Origin of the sequence: Roseivivax sp. THAF197b (assembly GCF_009363255.1) — a bacterium.
Lineage (GTDB): Bacteria > Pseudomonadota > Alphaproteobacteria > Rhodobacterales > Rhodobacteraceae > Roseivivax.
On the sequence record NZ_CP045318.1, the window covers coordinates 634,488 to 649,934 of the forward strand.

At 64.5% G+C, this 15,447-nt stretch carries 14 protein-coding genes; 6 read left to right on the forward strand and 8 right to left on the reverse strand.

The genetic code is table 11. The features are described 5' to 3' along the window. Window positions 1–96 precede the first annotated feature (96 nt). The 3 genes from dctP to FIV09_RS03220 all read left to right on the forward strand — a co-directional run bounded on the left by dctP (window position 97) and on the right by FIV09_RS03220 (window position 3,000). A complete protein-coding gene (gene dctP, locus FIV09_RS03210; protein WP_152448636.1) occupies window positions 97–1,116 on the forward strand; it encodes a TRAP transporter substrate-binding protein DctP in 1,020 nt (339 codons plus the stop codon). A 70-nt stretch (window positions 1,117–1,186) separates the two neighbouring features. Next, window positions 1,187–1,693, forward strand: coding sequence for a TRAP transporter small permease (locus FIV09_RS03215; RefSeq protein WP_152448637.1), 507 nt, complete (start codon window positions 1,187–1,189; stop codon window positions 1,691–1,693). Next, entirely contained in the window at window positions 1,693–3,000 is a 1,308-nt protein-coding gene (locus FIV09_RS03220) for a TRAP transporter large permease subunit (RefSeq protein WP_152448638.1), read from the forward strand. Before FIV09_RS03215 ends, FIV09_RS03220 begins: the two co-directional genes overlap by 1 nt. Before the next feature lie 52 nt (window positions 3,001–3,052). Here the strand turns inward: FIV09_RS03220 and FIV09_RS03225 are convergent, their stop codons facing one another. The 7 genes from FIV09_RS03225 to FIV09_RS03255 all read right to left on the reverse strand — a co-directional run bounded on the left by FIV09_RS03225 (window position 3,053) and on the right by FIV09_RS03255 (window position 11,180). After that, entirely contained in the window at window positions 3,053–3,979 is a 927-nt protein-coding gene (locus FIV09_RS03225; protein ID WP_152448639.1) for an HAD-IIA family hydrolase, read from the reverse strand. Next, on the reverse strand, window positions 3,943–4,755 hold the full coding sequence (gene phnE, locus FIV09_RS03230) for a phosphonate ABC transporter, permease protein PhnE (protein WP_152448640.1): 813 nt from the start codon (window positions 4,753–4,755) through the stop codon (window positions 3,943–3,945). Before phnE (FIV09_RS03230) ends, FIV09_RS03225 begins: the two co-directional genes overlap by 37 nt. After that, window positions 4,752–5,558, reverse strand: a complete 807-nt coding sequence (gene phnE / locus FIV09_RS03235; RefSeq protein WP_152448641.1) for a phosphonate ABC transporter, permease protein PhnE — start codon at window positions 5,556–5,558, stop codon at window positions 4,752–4,754. The genes phnE (FIV09_RS03230) and phnE (FIV09_RS03235) overlap by 4 nt, the downstream gene beginning before the upstream one ends. Further along, window positions 5,555–6,376 (reverse strand): phosphonate ABC transporter ATP-binding protein, encoded by an 822-nt coding sequence (gene phnC, locus FIV09_RS03240; RefSeq protein ID WP_152448642.1) that lies wholly within the window; start codon window positions 6,374–6,376, stop codon window positions 5,555–5,557. The genes phnE (FIV09_RS03235) and phnC overlap by 4 nt, the downstream gene beginning before the upstream one ends. A gap of 71 nt (window positions 6,377–6,447) precedes the next feature. Then, on the reverse strand, window positions 6,448–7,401 hold the full coding sequence (gene phnD, locus FIV09_RS03245) for a phosphate/phosphite/phosphonate ABC transporter substrate-binding protein (protein ID WP_152448643.1): 954 nt from the start codon (window positions 7,399–7,401) through the stop codon (window positions 6,448–6,450). A gap of 254 nt (window positions 7,402–7,655) precedes the next feature. Then, window positions 7,656–8,855 carry a chromate efflux transporter gene (chrA, locus tag FIV09_RS03250; protein ID WP_152448644.1) on the reverse strand — a complete coding sequence of 400 codons (1,200 nt, stop codon included), beginning with the start codon at window positions 8,853–8,855 and terminating at the stop codon, window positions 7,656–7,658. Between the two features lie 183 nt (window positions 8,856–9,038). Then, a complete protein-coding gene (locus tag FIV09_RS03255) occupies window positions 9,039–11,180 on the reverse strand; it encodes an esterase-like activity of phytase family protein (RefSeq protein ID WP_152448645.1) in 2,142 nt (713 codons plus the stop codon). A gap of 200 nt (window positions 11,181–11,380) precedes the next feature. Between FIV09_RS03255 and FIV09_RS03260 the strand changes: the two genes are divergently transcribed. The 3 genes from FIV09_RS03260 (at window position 11,381) to arsJ (ending at window position 14,486) form a co-directional block, all read left to right on the forward strand. Beyond that, window positions 11,381–12,232 (forward strand): helix-turn-helix domain-containing protein, encoded by an 852-nt coding sequence (locus tag FIV09_RS03260; protein WP_152448646.1) that lies wholly within the window; start codon window positions 11,381–11,383, stop codon window positions 12,230–12,232. Next, window positions 12,229–13,227, forward strand: coding sequence for an ArsJ-associated glyceraldehyde-3-phosphate dehydrogenase (locus FIV09_RS03265; protein WP_152448647.1), 999 nt, complete (start codon window positions 12,229–12,231; stop codon window positions 13,225–13,227). Before FIV09_RS03260 ends, FIV09_RS03265 begins: the two co-directional genes overlap by 4 nt. A 68-nt stretch (window positions 13,228–13,295) precedes the next feature. Further along, on the forward strand, window positions 13,296–14,486 hold the full coding sequence (arsJ, locus tag FIV09_RS03270; RefSeq protein WP_371417766.1) for an organoarsenical effux MFS transporter ArsJ: 1,191 nt from the start codon (window positions 13,296–13,298) through the stop codon (window positions 14,484–14,486). Window positions 14,487–14,536: 50 nt separating this feature from the next. Here arsJ and FIV09_RS03275 read toward each other — a convergent pair whose 3' ends face one another. Continuing rightward, window positions 14,537–15,202 (reverse strand): DUF938 domain-containing protein, encoded by a 666-nt coding sequence (locus FIV09_RS03275; protein ID WP_152448649.1) that lies wholly within the window; start codon window positions 15,200–15,202, stop codon window positions 14,537–14,539. Between the last annotated feature and the right edge of the window lie 245 nt (window positions 15,203–15,447).

Here is a 15,447-nt window from a genome sequence, read left to right on the forward strand (position 1 = left end):
TTCGGGCGTGCCAAGACGAGGTCGGACAAACCGACCCCAGAAAAAACCAACCAAAGGCAGCGGTCCGACCCGCCGCATCTGACAAGGAGAGACGATATGAAGATGACCCTGATCGGTGGCGCGCTGGCCTCCACATTGGCGTTGACCGTGGCGGCCCAGGCGCAGGAACAGACGATCACCGCCGTGCATGCCTTCCCGGAGACGCTGATCTACACGCAGAGCTTTCTGGACTTCGTGGAGAAGGTGAACGCGGCCGGCGAAGGCGTGATCCAGATCGACGTGCGCGGCGGCCCCGAGGCCATCGGCATGTTCCAGCAGCCCGATGCCGTGCGCAACGGCGTCGTGGACATGGTCTACACGCCCGGTTCGTTCTACGCGGGCGCGCTGCCCGAGAAGGATGCGCTCGTCGCCTCGAACCTGACGGCCATCGAGACGCGCGAGAATGGCGGCACGGAGCTGATCGACTCCATCCACCAGGAAAAGATGGGCGTGAAGTACCTGGGCTGGTTCGACAGCGGCGTCTGCTACAACCTCTGGACCCGCGACGCGCCGACGCTCGATGAGGGTGGCAATCTCGACGTGTCGGGCCTGAAGCTGCGCGGGAATGCGGTCTATAACGCCTTCTTCACCGATTATCTGGGTGCCCAGGTGATCGACCTGCCGACGACCGATGTCTACTCGGCGCTGGAGCGGGGTGTCGTGGATGCCACGGGCTGGACGCAGATCGGCCTCATTGATCTCAAGTGGAACGAGTTCCTGAACTACCGGATCGAGCCGTGCTTCTTCTCCACCGATCTGGGCGTGATCGTGAACCTCGAGACCTGGGAAGGGCTCAGCGACGAGGCCAAGACGATCCTGCAGGATCAGGCCATCGCGCATGAGGCAGCCTCCGTCGAGGCGCTGAAATCGAAGCGGGACGAAGACTTCGCCGCGCTGGAAGAGCAGGGCATGGAAGTCGTTGAACTCGAAGGGCAGGCGCGGGCCGATTACCTGGCCGCCGCGCGCGAAAAGACCTGGGCGCGCATGGAAGAGCAGATGCAACAGCACCCGATGGGTCTTGAGAACTACGACACCCTGATCGAGCTCTTCTACGACCTCGAAAAAGCCGGCGAATAAGACCGGTTATGAAACGGGCGCGGGGTCGCCTTCGGGCGGCCCCGACACATTCCCATAAGGCGGGGCAGATATGCGGCACATCATACGGGCCTATGACGCGTTCCTGACGCTGATGGCGATCATTGCGGGGGGCATGCTGATCTGGCTGATGGTGTCGGTCGTGGTCTCCGTCACCATGCGCAACCTCGGGGTTCAGCCTTTCGCTTGGCTGTTCACCTCGTCGGAATATGCGTTGCTCTACATGACGATGCTGGGCGCGCCCTGGCTCGTGCGGGAAAAAGGCCATGTGCATATCGAGCTTCTGACCGCGGCCCTGCCCGAGGCGGCGCAGGCGCTGGTCAGCCGGCTCGTCGCCGCGATTTGCGTTCTTGTCGCGGTCATCCTCGCCTGGAAGGGGCTGGAGCTGTTCCTCACCAATATCGAGCGGAACGATTTCGACGTCCGCGCCTATTTCACGCCGAAATGGATCCTGACGATCTCCTTCCCGATCTCGTTCACGCTCATGGCGGTGGAATTCGCGCGCTTCGTCTTCGGGCCCGAGCTATTGCATTCCGGTGAAGCGGGGGTCAGCGAGTAATGGAATGGTACGCGGCCCTCGGTGTCCTTCTGGGCACGATCATGCTCCTCATGGGGATCGGCATGCCTGTGGCGCTGGCATTCCTTGCCGCCAATATCGTGGGCGCCTGGGTGTTCATGGGCGGCGAGGCGGGCATCACGCAGCTTCTCAATAACGGGTTCGGATCGCTGACGAGCTTCGCGCTGGTGCCCATCCCGCTGTTCCTGCTGATGGGCGAGATCTTCTTCTTCACCGGGCTCGGTGCGCGGATGTTCAACGCCATCGACAAACTTCTGGGCCGTCTGCCGGGGCGCCTGTCCTATGTCACAGTCATCGGCGGCACCGGGTTTTCCACGCTTTCGGGATCGTCCATGGGATCGACCGCGCTCTTGGGCAGCCTGATGGTGCCCGAGATGAACGCGCGGGGCTACAAGACCCATATGTCCGTGGGGCCGATCCTTGGCACGGGCGGGCTTGCGATCATCATCCCGCCCTCGGCGCTGGCGGTCCTGCTGGCGACACTGGCGCAGATCGACGTCGGTGCGCTTCTGATCGCAGGCGTCATTCCCGGGCTGATCCTGGCCTGTCTCTATATCGGGCTCATCTGGTTGCAGACGAAAATGGATCCCTCCGCGGCACCCGCCTACGAGGTGGAGGAGCTGAGCCTCACACAGAAAGTGAAACTGATCCTGCGCGACGTGGTGCCGATGCTGTCGGTGATGGTGCTGACGATCTTCGGCATGATCGGCGGGCTCTTCACCCCGTCGGAAGCCGCGGCCTTCGGGGCGCTGGGTGTTCTGATCCTCGCCGTGATCTATCGCGGTTTGACATGGGAGAGCCTCAGGAAATCCATCGTGGGCGCCCTCAAGGTGACGCTGATGGCCTATCTCATCGTCTTCGGCTCGGCCACGTTCAGCCAGCTTCTGGCCTTTTCGGGCGCCTCGCGCGGGCTGATCGACTGGGCCACGGGATACGAGCTTGCTCCCATCGCGATGCTTCTGGTGATGTTCGGCGTCCTGCTGATCCTCGGCATGTTCATGGAGCAGATTTCGATGATGCTGCTGACCGTGCCGATCTTCTTCCCGCTGGCCGCGACGCTTGGCTTCGATCCGGTGTGGTTCGGGTTGATCATGCTTCTGGCGCTCGAAATTAGTTTCACCACGCCGCCATTCGGATTGTTGCTTTTCGTGATGAAGGGGGTGGCGCCACCGCAGACGACTATGCGCGAGATCTACACCTCCGCGCTGCCCTTCATCGGCTGCTCGCTGCTTCTGGTGGTGCTGCTGATCCTGTTCCCGGATCTTGCACTGTGGCTGCCGGGCCGCTGATCGCGGTCTCGACGGGCCCCGTGCGCGATCCGGCAGGGCCGCGTCGCAGGGGTCAGGGCGTCACGAGCGCGAAGTCGGGATAGATCTCCGCCCGGCGCATCGCTTCGCCTGCATCCGACCGCTCGAAAAAGCCATGTGTCAGGACCAGCGCCGAGGCGATCCCGGCCGTTTGCCCGCCAAGGATATCCGTGTGCAGGCTGTCGCCAACCATCACGACGCGCGATCTGTCCACGGGTCCCAGATGCGCGAAGGTCAGATCGTAGATATTGCCGAAGGGCTTGCCGAAGAATTGCGGCTCCACGCCCGTGGCATCTGCGAGGCGATGGGCGAAATGCCCCGGCTCGATGGAAAAGCCATCCTCGCGCGGGGCCACGATATCGGGATTGCCGACCCAGACGGGGCGCGGGCGGATGCGCAAGGCGTCCTCCAGCAGGGCCTGCCGCGCCTCGGTCCATTCGGCGGAGCCCAGCAGCAGGAAGCCATCGACGGCATCGTAGACCGAGGGGTCTTCGCCGAGGAATGTGACATCCAGCCCTTCGAGGTCATCGAGACCGAAGCGCTGCGTGGCCATCATCCCCCAGCTTTGACGCGGTGCGGCGCGCAGGGCCGCGAGCAAGGTCTTGCGGCTCGAGATCACGTCCTCGGGGGCGAAGGAATAGCCAAGCCGCGCATAGCGCGACATGAGCATCGCATGCGGGTAGCCTGCGGCATTGGTGACGACGACGCAGCGCTTGCCGCGGGCCTGAAGACCCGCGATGCGGTCGACGACGCCGGGGATGGCGCGCTCCCCGATATTCAGCACCCCGAAGGCGTCGAGCAGGAACACGTCGAAGCGATCCGCCAGATCGTCGAGTGTTTGGGCAGGCTCGGCCGCGCGCCTGCCCCTTGTGTGGGGCAGGCGGTGACGGACGGCCTCGTAGGCGGAAAAGGCGTCTTCCGGGGTCAAATGATCGCGCGCCGCACCTTGGCGGACACCCATTCGCTGACCACGACCGTGCCCAGGATCAGAAGAAGGATCACCGTGACCTGCGGCCATGCGAGCACGTTGAGCGAGGCTTGCAGCTTCAGCCCGATGCCCCCGGCGCCCACGAGCCCGAGGATGGTGCTTTCGCGGATATTGATGTCCCAGCGGAAGACCGAAATGCCCCAGAAGGCGGGCATGATCTGCGGGACGATGCCGTAATTCAGAACCTGCGGGCCGCTGGCGCCGGTGGCCTGGACCGCCTCGATCTGGCGGGCGTCGGTTTCCTCGATCGCCTCGTAAAGCAGCTTGCCCACGAACCCGATGGAGCGGAGCGCGATGGCGACGATCCCCGCAAGGATGCCCGGGCCGATGATCGCCACGAGAAGCAGCGCCCAGATCAGCGAGTTGATCGAGCGCGACGCCACGATGATGAAAAGCGCGATGGGCCGCAGGATACGTGCGGAGGGCGTGGTGTTGCGCGCGGCCAGGAAGGCCACCGGCACCGCCATGATCACCCCGGCAATCGTGCCCAGAGTGGCGATGTTCAGCGTGTCCCACATGGGCACCAGCAATTCCGGCACGTAGGACAGGCGCGGCGGCAGCATCCGGGAGCCGATATCGGCGGCCTGGCGCGGCGCGTCCCAGACGAAGGCCCAGATCGTGCTTTCGGTCATGATCTGCCAGCACCAGAGGAACAGCGCGACAAGCGCCACCCATCCGGCCCACAGGAACAGGCGCTTGCGCGGCGTGCGATGCGTCCAGGTCTGGCTGTAATGCGTGATCTCGGTCATTGCAGGAACTTCCGCAGGTAGCTGGAGCCGTATTCGGCGATCATCACGATGCCGATGATGATGAGCAGGATGGCCCCGGCGCTGTCATATTCGTACCGGTCGATGGCGGTGTTGAGCGTGGCCCCGATCCCGCCTGCGCCGACGATCCCGATCACCGCGCTTTCGCGGAAATTGATGTCGAGCCGGTAGAGCGACAGACCGATGAGGCGCGGCATGACCTGGGGCTGCACGGCATAATTCACCAATTGCCACCAGGAAGCGCCGGTCGAGCGGATCGCCTCGGCCTGTGTCTCGTCGATCTCTTCGATGTCATCGGCGAGAAGCTTGGCCAGAAAGCCAATCGTGGCGAAACTCAGGGTCAAAAAGCCCGCGAACGGTCCGAAGCCGAACATCGCCACGAGGAAGATCGCGATGATGATCTCCTGCAGCGCGCGGCTGACCGCGATGATCGAGCGGCAGATGTAGTAGATCCATTTGGGCGCCAGGTTGCTGGCTGCGCCAATGCCGATCGGCACGGAGATCAGCACGCCGATGACCGTCGAGGTCAGCGTCATGGTCAGGCTTTCCACGAGCCCGCGCGCGATATCGTTCCAGCGGCTGGTGAAGTCGGGTTGCAGGAAGCCCATGATGAACCGCTGCCCGCGTTCGAGGCCGATGGAGACGCGCTCCCAGTCCACCTCGACCGAGCCGACGGCAAGCACGAGATAAAGGAGGATGCCGAGCTGCAGCGCAATGCGCCAGCGGCGGTCCTTGACGATCTGTGGCGGGCGCCGCCACGTCTTGGGATAGGATTGCGCGCTCATTGGGCCAGCGCCGCCATCCGGTCGCGCGCATCGGCTTCGGCCGCGTTCTGTTCCTCGTCGCCCTGGCGCATCGCGTTCCAGTCTTCCTCGCCGTAGATCGTGGTGAGCACGCTTTCGGTCAGCTCGGTCGGGGGACCGTCGAAGACCACGCGGCCTGCGCGCAGACCCACAATGCGCTCCATGAATTGCTGGGCGAGGGGCACGTCATGGATGTTGACGATGGCAGGCAAGCCGCGCTCCGCGCAGATTTCGGTCAGCAGACGCATGATCTGCCGGGATGTCTTGGGATCGAGGCTGGCCGTCGGTTCGTCCACCAGCAAGAGCTCTGGCTCCTGGGCCAGGGCGCGCGCGATGCCGACCCGTTGGCGCTGACCGCCCGAAAGCGCGTCGGCGCGCTTGTCGGCCTGGTGCATCAGGCCCACGCGGTCGAGAAGGCGGTAGGCTTCCTGCACGTCGCGGGCCGGATAGCGGCGCATGAAGCTGCGCCAGAACGAGACATAGCCGAGACGTCCGGACAGCACGTTCTCCATCACCGTCAGACGTTCGACGAGGGCGTATTCCTGAAAGATCATGCCGATGCGACGGCGTTGGCGCCGCAGATCCGCCTTGCCGAGGCTCGCAAGGTCCACATCACCCAGCAGCACCTTGCCGCCGGTGGGTTCGACCAGCCTGTTGATACAGCGGATCAGCGTGGATTTACCGGCACCCGACGGGCCGATCAGTCCGACGATCTGGCCTTTGGGAATATCGAGCGTGACATCGCTCAGCGCGGCGTCACCGGTTTTGTAGGTCTTGGACAGACCTTCGAGCTTCAGCATGGCAGGGCCTCTGACACAAAAGGAATGCGGGCGGCACTGGGCCACCCGCATCCGACTTTGGGTTGATCGGATCAGTTACACTCGTAAACGACGCCGTTGGCCTCGTCGATGGTGCGAATGACCGACCAGTCGTCCTGGAAGGTGATTTCGATGAACTGGTCTTCACCGTTGCGGTTGAACTCTTCCGCGAGGGCCGAGCCTTCCCACTCGAAGCTGAAGAAGGCTTCGCGGATCGCGTCCTGCAGCTCGGGCGTCAGGTTGTGCGCCGTGCCGTAGCCCGTGGTGGGGAAGGTCTGCGAGGTGTAGACCACCTTGAGCTGATCCTCGGTCACCACTTCGCGGTCGAGCATCCGGCTCTTGACCGAGTTGGCGATCGAAGCCGCGGTGTAGTCCTGGTTCGCGACACCGAGGATCGAGCTGTCATGCGCGCCCGAGAAGGTGGCTTCGAAATCGGTGCCCGCTTCGAGGCCGAACTCTGCTTTCAGGATCGCCGAGGGTGCCTTGAAGCCCGAGTTGGAGGTCTCGGAGGTGAAGGCGAGGCTCTGACCCTTGAGGTCTTCCACCGTCTCGATGCCGGATCCGGGATAGGTGATGATTTCCATCTCGTAGCCGAAGGAGCCGTCCTCGGCCGCCATCATGGCGAAGGGGCGGAAGCCGGCGCAGGCCACGGCCAGCGGGTTCGAGCCGGTGTTGAAGCCCGCAACATGCAGACGGCCCGCGCGCATCGCCTCGATCTGGGCGGCGTTGGACTGAACGGGGAAGAACTGAACGTTCTTGCCGGTAACTTCTGCCATGTGATCGAGGAAACCCTGCCACACTTCCGCATAGACGGCGGGATCTTCCACCGGCGTGTAGGCGAAGATCAGCGTGTCGGGATCGATCAGCTCGGATTCGTCGGTGGGGATGTCAGCGATCAGGTCGCCGTCATTGTCGACATAGCGGTCGCCCAGGGTGAATTCGGCGGCGGCGGGCCCTGCAGCAGCTGCAAGAATCGCGACGGCGGTGAGAGTGGTGAACGTCTTCATGGCATTCCCTGTGTTTTACGTACTGCGCCCCATTAGGCAGGGGCTGCTTCAGTCCCGTGACACTTTTGTAAAAAACTGATGACACTTAAAGCCTTTTTTCCGGGCACCTGCCAGCGACATGGGCAGACCTCGTTTTGCGCGCAGGTCTATGCGCAATCGGCAGGGGCGATCTGGTGGCATCGGCTGGCTTGGACAGGACGAATGCATCATGCTTCCGCGCCGCCGCGATCTTGTCGGCAGTTCAACGCCTTGGGTCAGGGCACCAGAGCCAAACCGGCACCGGCCAAGGCTGCAAAACCCACCACGATCCAGGGCGGCATCTTCCACATCACCAGAAGCACGAAGGTCAGAACGGCCAGGGTGAAATCCCGCATGTCTATCACGGCGCTGGTGAACACGGGCGAATAGAGCGCGGCGGCAAGGATGCCGACGACCGCCGCGTTGGCGCCCTGCATCAGCGATTGCGCAGCAGACATCGCGCGCAAGCGGTCCCAGAAGGGCAAGAGCCCCGCCAGTATCAGAAAGCCCGGCAGGAACACCGCCGCCAGCGCGAGGGCGGCACCGGGCAGCCCGTTCGGCTCCGGGCCAAGCACCGCGCCGAGATAGGCCGCGAAGGTGAAAAGCGGCCCCGGCACGGCCTGCGCCGCGCCATAGCCTGCCAGAAATGTTTCGGGCGACACCCAGCCCGGTGCGACGGTTTCCGCCTCGAGAAGCGGCAGGACCACGTGCCCCCCGCCGAAGACCAGCGCGCCGGAACGGTAGAACCCGTCGATCACGGCCAGGGTTTGTGAGCCGCCCGCGACGATTGGCAGAAGGATCAGTAGCGCGACGAAAGCGGCGAGGCATGAGATCGCCTGCCAGCGCGTAACGGGCATGGAGACGGGATGTCGCGCGTCGCTTCTGGTGCCGCGCCCGAGGATCAGGCCGGACAGCGCACCTATCACGATAGCCCCGACCATGCCGATGGCGCCGGGAAGAAAGGCCAGGATGGCCACCGCCGCGACCGCGATGCCGGCCCGCGCCCGGTCGGGACAAAGCGTGCGCGACATGCCCCAGACCGCCTGCGCGATGATCGCCACCGCCACGATCTTCAGACCGTCGAGGGCGCCCGCCCCAATCGGCCCGGTGATCGCGGTTGCTGTCATGGCAAAGACCACGAGGATGAGGGCGGAGGGCAGGGTGAAGGCCGTGAACGCGGCGAGCGCTCCCAGCCATCCCGCGCGCATCAGCCCCAGGGCAAAGCCCACCTGGCTCGAGGCGGGACCGGGCAGGAACTGGCACAAAGCCACGAGATCGGCATAGGCCGCATCGGAGAGCCAGCCGCGCCGTGTCACCAATTCGTCCCGGAAATATCCCAGATGCGCGATGGGTCCGCCGAAGGATGTCAGGCCGAGCTTGAGGAAGGCGGCGAAAACCTCGGCCGCGTTGCCCTGCGCTTTGTCCGGGTGCGTCATGTTTTTGTGCCTGTCTGAGTTTCGGATCGCGCCCCGCGCCTGCCGTGTCGAACAGGCGCGGATTGGGGAACGTTATAGGGCGGATGGTAGCTGCGCACCCGTAATGGTCGCATGCCGTCCGGCCAAAAAAGGAGGCCCCGAACCGCGAAGGGTTCGGAGCCTCTGACGGGTAGCGCTCTCCGGTCAGCGCGGATCGATCGCGAAGAACATCGTCTCGCCGGAATGGTCGTCGACGCCGTCATTGTCGGTCGACACCCACATCGTGCCGTCTTCGGCAATGGCCAGACCTTCGACTTTGTCGAGCACGTAGCCGCCGGTCGCCGTCAGGTGCGGCAGAAGATCGACGACCTGTTCGGGCTCAAGCACGGCAGGGGTTTCGCCGAGGCTGACCATCGCGTCCATCGCGGACATCGGCACGCGCGTGATCTGCTTGGTCACCGCACGGCTGTCGTGCTGGTTGTCACGCTCGATGAAATAGACATGCTCGCCATGGGCCACGATCTCGGACAGGCCCACCCATCCGGTTTCGGGATCGGTCAGCGGGTAGTGGATCACGGACCATTCTTCGGTGCCGAGATTGTAGCCCAGAACCTTGGCACGATTGTCGGGATCGTCGCGCCATTCGCGCTGCACCGCGATATAGAGCATGTCGTCCACCCGCGTGATGCCCTCGAAGCCGAAGCGCCGCTCGACCGCGAGAAGATCGTCGGGCAGGGCGATGTAATCCTCGATCCCGCCTTCGCCATTCACGTGGTAGATCGCATGCGGCACGAGACGGTCGGACCGGCCTTCGGATGCAATCCAGAAGCCGCCTTCGCCATCGAGCGCAATGCCCTCCATGTCCATCAGCTGCGCGGGCTGGCCTTCGCGGGTGACGCGGATGGCATCCACGATCCGCGCCGGGCTTTGCGACACGTCGATGTGGAAGATCGTGGGCTGCATGCCGTAGAAGCTGTCGGAGACGGCGAAGATGGTGCCGTCCTCGGCCATGACCTGACCCGAGATCGCGCCCCAGCCCGTCAGCTCATCCATCCCGGCGGAGGTGAGATGCGGGTAGGTGGCAGGCGCCTCCTGATATTCGAAGAGCATGACATGCGCGCGGGCGCCCGCGTCGTCGGTCTCGTTCGCGGACACCAGCAGGTTGCGCTCGGGGATGGTCACGTAGCCTTCGGGCCCGATGCCCGAGGGCAAAAGCTGCGACAGGACGGGGGCTGCGGGATCGGTGATGTCGTAGACGCCCACGATCGAGGACCGCTCCGCGCCGACGAACAGCATGGGCGTGCCGCCGAAGGTGTCGAAGGTCACGCTTTCGGGCTCCACGCCTTTGTTGCCGGAGCGTTCTTCGGGATAGTGGCCCACCTCGATGATGGCATGTTCGAAAGAGGTGCCGCTTTCGTAGACGACATCGCCGTCCTGGCTGAAGATCGTCCAGCCGCGCGAGCCGCCATCCATGTCGCCTTCATTGGCCATGGCGAAATGCGTGTTGTCGATCCAGGTGATGCTGTCGGGCTCGCGCGGGACGGTGATCGTGTCCGAGAAGGCAAGCGCGCCTTCCTCTTCGGTATCGACACCTTCGAGCGTGACCTCACCGGCGGAGAAGTGGCTCAGAACCTCGCCCGCGGAGGACAGGACCACGATGTGGTTGTTTTCCTGCAGAGTGACGACGACCTCGTTCTCGGCGTTGATCGATACGAATTCCGGCTCCGGATCTTCGGGCGCGATATCGGCAAGCCCGGTGATGTCGGCAACGCGCGCGGTGTCGCAGTCAAGCGCGCCCTCCGCGGTCAGGTCCACCATGAAGACGGAGCCGCCGGGCATCTGGCCCACGCGGCCATCGCCCAGATCCTCGTCCCGCTCATTCTCGATGGCGACGGCAAGGAAGGACGCGTCGGGGGCGATCCCCACGCTGTCGGGCTGACCGGGCAGATCGCAGCGGCCGACTTCCTCCTGGGTAGTGACGTCGATCTCGACCAGGTAGCCCGAGGGGTCGGTGTAGCTTTCGGAGGTGTTCACACCGGCCAGCGCGTAATTGCCGGTCACGGCGACCGAGGTCGGCTCTCCGTCGGGCATGAAGACACCTGCGGCGACCGGGTTGGCCGGGTCGGTGATGTCGATGAACCCGATCGAGCCGCCGGGGCTGTCGGTATAGACCAGCGTCATGCCATCGGCGGTCGCGTCGATGATCTCGGCCGAGGTCTCTTCGGCGTCGGGCAGGTTCTCTGCGACCATGAAGGACGCGATTCGGTTGAAATTCATCTCCTGCGCCGAGGCGGGCACGGCAAGACAGATAAGGGCTGACGACGTGGTCAGCGCGCGAAAGGTCATCGTTTGATCTCCCCTGTGACGATCTGCGAGCAGGCATGCCGAAACACGCCGACGGCGTTGTTGGATCACAGCTATGTGACAGTCGCGCGACGATGCGCGCCGCGCCCGGGCTGACAGGCGGCGAATTTCCCCGGAATCCGGGTGGGGAGCGTCACAAAACCTTCACTTGCCACAGCGTTTAATTCGAATATCCATGAATTATGGAAAAAGTGATTCCCACCCGTCTCGCGACCCTCGGCCACCCGCAGCGTCTGGCGCTCTTTCGCCTGCTGATGCGCCGGTATCCCGACCGCGTGCCTGCCTCCGAACTGGCAGGGGCGCTCGGGCTGAAGCCCAGCACGCTGTCGAGCTATATCGGCGCGCTGATGCAGGCGGGTCTGGTGACGCAGGAGCGCGTCGGGACCTCCCTGCGCTACGCCGTCGATATTGGCGCGGCACGCGAAACCATCGGGTATCTCATCAACGAATGCTGTCGGGGGCGCCCGGATGTCTGCGCCCCGGACCTCTTCACTTCCTCAGATGGAGCCACGGCCATGACGGACCGTACCTATAACGTCCTGTTCATCTGCACCGGCAATTCCGCCCGGTCGATCTTTGCCGAATGCATCCTGCGCGACATGGCGGGCGATCGCTTCACGGTCCATTCGGCCGGAACGAAGCCCAGATCGGAGCTCAATCCCTTCGCGCTCGAGGTGCTTGAGCAGAAGGGCCACGACACGTCCCATCTGCGGTCCAAGAACGTGGCCGAGTTCCAGGGCGAGGGCGCCCCGGTCTTCGATTTCGTCTTCACCGTCTGCAATCAGGCGGCGAACGAGGACTGCCCCGCCTGGCACGGCCAGCCGATCAGCGCCCATTGGGGCCTGCCCGACCCCGTGAAGGTCGAAGGGACCGACGCGGAAAAGAGCCTCGCCTTCCACCGCACCTACGGCGCGCTTCACAATCGCATGTCGGTCTTCACCGCGCTGCCGATTGCGTCGCTCGACCGCATGTCGCTGCAAAAGGCCGTGGATGAGATCGGCCAGCATTCCAACGAAGAAAGCCCCGCAGAATGACCGTCTATGCCCTGAACGGCCTTGGCCGCATCGGAAAACTCGCGCTGAAGCCGCTTCTCGAGCGCGGCGCGGAGATCGCCTGGATCAATGACGCGGTGGGCGATACCGCGATGCATGCGCATCTGTTCGAGTTCGACACCGTGCATGGGCGCTGGCAGGCGGATTTCGCCCATGATGCGGACAGCGTCACGATCGACGGCGTGCGGCTGCCCTTCATCGGAGCGCGCGACATTGCGGATCTGCCGCTCGACGGGGTCGATGTGGTGATCGACTGCACGGGTGTCTTCAAGACCGAGGCGAAGATCGCGCCCTATCTCAAAGCGGGCGTGAAGAAGGTGGTCGTCTCCGCGCCGGTCAAGGATGGGGATGCGGCCAATATCGTCTACGGGGTCAATCACGACATCTACGACGCGGACCGCCACCGGATCGTGACGGCGGCCAGTTGCACGACGAACTGCCTCGCCCCCGTGGTGAAGGTCGTCCACGAGGCGATCGGGATCGAGCATGGCTCCATCACCACGATCCATGACGTGACCAACACGCAGACCATCGTGGACCGCCCCGCGAAAGATCTGCGCCGGGCGCGGTCGGCGCTCAATTCGCTGATCCCGACGACGACCGGCAGCGCCACGGCGATCACGCTGATCTATCCCGAACTCAAGGGGCGCCTGAACGGCCATGCGGTGCGCGTGCCGCTCCTGAACGGCTCCCTGACCGATTGCGTCTTCGAGGTGGCGCGCGAGACGACGGCGGAAGAGCTCAATGCGCTCTTCAAAGCGGCCGCGGAAGGGCCGCTCAAGGGCATTCTGGGTTACGAGGAGCGGCCGCTCGTCTCGTCCGATTACACCAACGACACGCGCTCGGGCATCGTGGATGCGCCGTCGACCATGGTCATCAACGGCACGCAGGTGAAGATCTACGCCTGGTACGACAACGAGATGGGCTATGCGCACCGGCTCGTCGATGTGGCCTTCATGGTCGGGGACAGCCTGTGAGCGAGACCTCCGCAAGACCCGAGGGTCTGTCCGCCTATATTGCGGTCACCGCCTCCTATTGGGCGTTCATGCTGACCGATGGCGCGCTGCGCATGCTGGTGCTTTTGCACTTTCACACGCTGGGCTTCTCCCCGGTGCAGCTTGCCTATCTCTTCGTGCTCTACGAGATCGCGGGCGTGGTGACCAATCTCTGCGCAGGCTGGATCGCGGCGCGGTTTGGGTTGACCTCCACGCTATATGCCGGGCTTGGCCTGCAGGTGGCAGCCCTGCTGGCGCTGGCGCAGCTTGATCCCGATTGGGCCATCGGTCTGTCCGTCGTCTTCGTCATGCTCGTGCAAGGGGCGAGCGGCGTGGCCAAGGATCTCGCCAAGATGTCGTCGAAATCCGCGGTCAAACTGCTGGCACCGGCGGAAGATGGCGGGCTTTTCCGCTGGGTGGCGCTGCTGACGGGCTCGAAGAACATGGTCAAGGGGCTGGGCTTCCTGCTGGGCGCCGGGTTGCTGGCCACGATGGGCTTTGTCTGGGCGGTCCTCGGCATGGCCGCGATCCTCGCGATCATTCTGGTCGCTGTCCTGCTCGCGATGCCACCGGGCCTGCCCAAGGGGCGCAAGGGCGCGAAATTCTCCGAGGTCTTTTCGAAATCGGCGAATGTGAACTGGCTGAGCGCGGCGCGCGTCTTCCTCTTCGGGGCGCGCGACGTGTGGTTCGTCGTCGGCATTCCGATCTATTTCTACGCCGTCCTGTCCGACGGCACGACGGAAGGAAACCGCGCGGCCTTCTTCATGATCGGCACGTTCATGGCGCTTTGGGTGATCCTGTACGGGCTGGTTCAGGCCAATGCGCCGCGCATCCTGCGCGCCACATCCCGTAGCGAGGCCGACCTCATCGGTATCGCGCGGGGATGGGCCTGGGCGCTGGCCGCCGTGCCCGCGGCCCTTGCAACGGCAGCCATCGTCGCGGGCGCGCCGCAGATGTGGCTGACCGTGACGCTTATGGCCGGGCTCCTTGTCTTTGGAGCGATCTTTGCGGTGAATTCGTCGCTCCATTCCTACCTCATCCTTTCATTCACCAAGGCGGAGCGGGTGACGATGGATGTGGGCTTTTACTACATGGCCAATGCCGCGGGGCGCCTTGCGGGCACGCTCCTGTCCGGTCTGACCTACCAGGCAGGGGGATTGCCCCTGATGTTGGGCGCGGCGGCAGCGATGGTGGCGACGTCGGCGCTGACGGTCGGTTTTCTGAAACCCGAGCGGCCTTGAACGCGGGCGGGTAGCGTTGCGCTGCATGGGCACGAAAACGTCCGACCTGCTCAGCCTTTGCGGAAGACAAGCAAGCGATTGTCGGCGGGCATCCGGCGCAGGGGGTCGGCGATGAAGCCCCGCGCTGTTGCTTCCGCCTCCACGGCCTCGCGGTCGCGCAGGCCCCAATAGGGGTTCCGCAGGCGCAAATCCGCATCGAAGGCGGCATTGCCGGGGCCGGTGAAGGCGCCGCCTTCGTTGAAGGGCCCGTAGATCAGAAGATGCCCGCCCGCCACGATCTGCGCAGCCGCCCCCGCGATGAGGCCCAGCGTCACAGGCCAGGGCGAGATATGGGTAAGGTTGGCCACGAAGATCGCATCCACCGGGGCGCCGGGCCAGGGCGGTCGGGCCGCATCGATGACCACCGCTGGCGGCACCCGCGCCGCAAGCTCGGGGCAGAGCGCCCGCCACGCCTCGATCGTGGCGAGGCCGTCCTCTGTCGTCTCGCTCGGCTGCCATGTCACCTGCGGATAGGACCGGGCCATCCAAAGGGCGTGTTCGCCGGTGCCTGACGCAATCTCCAGCACAGTGCAGGGGCGCGAAGGCAGAAGGTCGGAGAGCGCCTCCCGGATCGGCTCACGGTTTCGCAGGGAGGCAGGCGCATGCCGCAGATCGGGATGGGCCGCTGCCGTCGCCGCAGGATCGGCAAGAGGGTCCGCCGGGACGGGATCGGCCATGGGGAATGTCCCTTTCTGGATTGCGTGGCCAAAGTGCGCGACGCCATGGATCACGCTGTCCGGCATATCATGAAAGAGCATTGCGCCCAGGTCCAGCCACAGCGCGGGGGCAGCCGATTCTCGGATGTCTAAGGCCGTGCCGCCGCGTTGAGTCTCCGTGTTCGCGGACAGGGTGGGTTTTGCGATTTCACCGACATGCGTCGCCACGCTTCGGGGCAATACGGGCAAGCCCCCCGCCACCTCCG

Excerpts from the sequence above, each read along its gene's own strand:
- dctP (WP_152448636.1), top strand. The coding sequence starts at position 97 with ATGAAGATGACCCTGATCGGTGGCGCGCTGGCCTCCACATTGGCGTTG.
- FIV09_RS03215 (WP_152448637.1), top strand. The coding sequence starts at position 1,187 with ATGCGGCACATCATACGGGCCTATGACGCGTTCCTGACGCTGATGGCG.
- FIV09_RS03220 (WP_152448638.1), top strand. The coding sequence starts at position 1,693 with ATGGAATGGTACGCGGCCCTCGGTGTCCTTCTGGGCACGATCATGCTC.
- FIV09_RS03225 (WP_152448639.1), bottom strand. The coding sequence starts at position 3,979 with ATGGGTGTCCGCCAAGGTGCGGCGCGCGATCATTTGACCCCGGAAGAC.
- phnE (WP_152448640.1), bottom strand. The coding sequence starts at position 4,755 with ATGACCGAGATCACGCATTACAGCCAGACCTGGACGCATCGCACGCCG.
- phnE (WP_152448641.1), bottom strand. The coding sequence starts at position 5,558 with ATGAGCGCGCAATCCTATCCCAAGACGTGGCGGCGCCCGCCACAGATC.
- phnC (WP_152448642.1), bottom strand. The coding sequence starts at position 6,376 with ATGCTGAAGCTCGAAGGTCTGTCCAAGACCTACAAAACCGGTGACGCC.
- phnD (WP_152448643.1), bottom strand. The coding sequence starts at position 7,401 with ATGAAGACGTTCACCACTCTCACCGCCGTCGCGATTCTTGCAGCTGCT.
- chrA (WP_152448644.1), bottom strand. The coding sequence starts at position 8,855 with ATGACGCACCCGGACAAAGCGCAGGGCAACGCGGCCGAGGTTTTCGCC.
- FIV09_RS03255 (WP_152448645.1), bottom strand. The coding sequence starts at position 11,180 with ATGACCTTTCGCGCGCTGACCACGTCGTCAGCCCTTATCTGTCTTGCC.
- FIV09_RS03260 (WP_152448646.1), top strand. The coding sequence starts at position 11,381 with ATGGAAAAAGTGATTCCCACCCGTCTCGCGACCCTCGGCCACCCGCAG.
- FIV09_RS03265 (WP_152448647.1), top strand. The coding sequence starts at position 12,229 with ATGACCGTCTATGCCCTGAACGGCCTTGGCCGCATCGGAAAACTCGCG.
- arsJ (WP_371417766.1), top strand. The coding sequence starts at position 13,296 with ATGCTGACCGATGGCGCGCTGCGCATGCTGGTGCTTTTGCACTTTCAC.
- FIV09_RS03275 (WP_152448649.1), bottom strand. The coding sequence starts at position 15,202 with ATGGCCGATCCCGTCCCGGCGGACCCTCTTGCCGATCCTGCGGCGACG.